Annotated in this window: 2 protein-coding genes and 1 pseudogene; 2 read left to right on the top strand and 1 reads right to left on the bottom strand. The window is 39.5% G+C overall.

The window, feature by feature from the left end; all coding sequences use genetic code 11:
• Positions 1-215: hypothetical protein (locus Q0L68_RS19495; RefSeq protein WP_296705916.1), on the top strand; the 215-nt coding region annotated here is incomplete at its 5' end.
• Positions 216-381: 166 nt separating this feature from the next.
• Positions 382-2007, top strand: coding sequence for a M28 family peptidase (locus Q0L68_RS19490; protein ID WP_296705915.1), 1626 nt, complete (start codon positions 382-384; stop codon positions 2005-2007).
• Between the two features lie 363 nt (positions 2008-2370).
• Here the strand turns inward: Q0L68_RS19490 and Q0L68_RS19485 are convergent.
• A pseudogene (locus Q0L68_RS19485) lies at positions 2371-2561 on the bottom strand (sulfite exporter TauE/SafE family protein); the annotation flags it as partial.

The following is a 2561-nucleotide window of genomic DNA, read 5'->3' as shown; positions in this document are numbered from 1 at the left end:
GAACTCACGGAGAATTATTCAAACGTCAAACTTGCTCTAGTCCAGTTCATATTTCCATAAATGAAGGAAACGAAGTTGCACTAATCTTTGAAGCTTCAAACTTGGAAACATTCTTTCATATCCTAGATACAGAAGGTCCAGGTGCCATGGCAAATGATGGTGTAATCCGGGAAACTGTAAAGATTTTCGTGATGGACAAGGAGTTTCATCTTTAGAAACATTCATGCATTCCGAGGTAGAATTTTTAATAAGGCGTAATTAATACTTACGCCTTTTACTTTTTGAAATTTGAAATTTCTCTAGTTGATAAATATCATTCAGTTTTAGTATTATCTTACTATTCTTAAGTTTAGAAAGTATCAATTACTCGTTCCAATTTCTATGAAAAACTTACTTTTCAGCCTCGCTATTTTATCATTATTTGCGAGTTGTAAACCCTCTATGTTAGATGACCAAGCCTTATTAGCTTATGCTGATTCGGCAGATCCAGAGCTCATCAAGCAACACATTGCTATTTTGGCCCATGATAGCTTGAGAGGTAGACTGCCGGGTACTGCAGAATATGAAGTGGCTATGAAATATGTGATGGATCAATATCAATCCATAGGAATCAGACCGCTGGGAGACAAGGAGGGAAACAGCTACCTGCAAGCCATGACATTTAGAAAATCTATCGTGGATGAAAGTTCTTCTTATTTGCTCTTGAATGGGAAGGACAGTATGGAAGTGGGGGAGGATTACTTCTTTTTAGGAAATGCTCAGGAGGCAGAAACAGTTTTCGGAGGAGAATTAGTGATCGCTGGATATGGAATTGATGCCCCGCAGTTTGGGCACAACGATTTTGAAAATCTGGATGTAAAAGAAAAAATAGTGGTTGTTTTTAGTGGAGGCCCTGAGGCGCTTCCGGCGACTGAAAGAGCCCATTTTAGTAATACGAATACAAAGGTTGAAACCTTAATTGAAAAAGGAGCTTTAGGGATTCTATTTACTACTTTTCCAGGCGGGCGAGGGAACTTCAAAGGAAGTTATAATCGGAATTCCAAATCAGGTATGGTCAATGTGAAAATGCCTAATGGAGACTACCAGGGTCGATCAAATTTTGGGAACATGAAATTTGGGGGATTTTTGGATTGGGAATTTATCCGAAAAATCATGGAAGATGAAACCGACTCATTTTTAACCAAATACGAGCAAGGTGTACTGATCCAGCCTGAAAACGATGTCTATTTAAATGGAAAAGTAGTGACGAATTTCTCTGAATTCGAAAGTGCCAATGTTGTCGGAATATTGGAAGGTGGAGAATTAAAGGATGAGTATGTGATCCATACTGCTCATTTGGATCATGTGGGAGTAGGGGAGCCAATTAATGGGGATTCCATTTACAATGGCGCACATGACAATGCTTCTGGGGTTAGTGCCATGTTGGAAATCGCGAGATTGTATAGTGAGCTTCCTTCCAAACCGAAGAGATCCGTAATCTTTGCCGCGGTTACTGCTGAAGAAATGGGATTACTAGGTTCCTTGTATTTAGCAAATAATCCAGTTGTTCCTGCGGAAAATATCATCGCAAATGTCAATACTGATATGCCAACCATGGTTGGACCTTTGGTTTCGGTGGAGCCATTAGGTGCTGAGCAAAGCAGCATCATGAATATTGTAGAACGAACCACTGGGTTACTTAACCTAATTATTGATGAAGATCACCTGCCTGAAGAAGTCCGTTTTGTCAGAAGTGATAATTACAGTTTTGTGAAAGCTGGAATCCCTGCTTTGCGAATGAAATTCGGGATTCAATCCAAAGATTCACCTTCAGGTTTGGATTCAGCCATTACCTATGTGATGGGTCAGATGTATCATAAACCTTCCGATGAACTTGATGATAGCTTTAATTTCGAAGGAGCCAAAACTTACGTGGAACTTCAGTTTATGAATAGTTACCTGATCAATACTTCTGAGGAACGACCCACTTGGAATGAGAATTCGTTTTTTAAGAGGTTTGTGAGGTAAGGAATTTGTAGGTGATTATCTCGTTATTAGGTAGATTAACGAGTTTACTTCGCACTGCATTCCTTATCGGCGGAAAAGCTCGAAATGACCACTCAAAATCTGACGGGTATCGATAATTTGACTGCGGGGAGGCTGTCGTGGCAGCGGGCCAGCACTTGGCCGAGAGCACGGAAGTCCCCAAAATTATCGGGATGCCACGACTTGACTTTTTCGTTCTTTTGCGTCAAGACAAAAGGACAATAAATAAGGAATAAGAATAGGTTAAAGTGATTTTGACAGGATTATTTTCCATTAGAATCCATGTTAATCTGATTAGTTGCATTTTTTTGCTGTTCAGGATCCAACTTGTATTGGCAACAAACTCTATTTAAACAAAATAATAACCGCCCCCAAAGCGGTCAAAACCAAAATCATTTTTCTGAAAAATGCTTCATCGATCAACTTTACCAGCTTGATTCCCAATACAAATCCCAAAACAATTCCAGGAATCAATTTCAAATCGAGTAGGAGAGTTTCCTTGGAAATAGTGTCCCAAAAGAAAAAATGAAAGGGTA

This window comes from Algoriphagus sp. (assembly GCF_024642405.1).
GTDB lineage: Bacteria > Bacteroidota > Bacteroidia > Cytophagales > Cyclobacteriaceae > Algoriphagus.
This window is presented reverse-complemented; position numbering and strand designations above follow the sequence as displayed.